We start from the raw sequence: 271 nt of genomic DNA on the forward strand, positions 1-271 counted from the left end.
TAACTTCTGTGTTCGGAATGGGAACAGGTGTATCCTCTCTGCTATTGTAACCACATAATCTTTTGGAGCGGGTGAAGGGGATCGAACCCTCACAGCTGGCTTGGAAGGCCAGAACTCTACCATTGAGCTACACCCGCATTAAATTTTTATAAATTAATATAACTAACTTTCTAGAGTTAACACTCTAAAAACTACATATATATTTTACTGAATGGACATCAAATAATTTGGTCAAGTCCTCGACCTATTAGTATCGATAAGCTAAATACAT

The 271-nt window shown here is 37.3% G+C and carries 1 tRNA gene; it reads right to left on the reverse strand.

Annotated features, from left to right (window positions below):
- Nucleotides 1-63 precede the first annotated feature (63 nt).
- Nucleotides 64-137 (reverse strand) — tRNA-Gly (locus Q3304_RS21055).
- Between the last annotated feature and the right edge of the window lie 134 nt (nt 138-271).

The organism is Clostridioides sp. GD02377 (genome assembly GCF_045899875.1).
Classification (GTDB): domain Bacteria; phylum Bacillota; class Clostridia; order Peptostreptococcales; family Peptostreptococcaceae; genus Clostridioides; species Clostridioides difficile_A.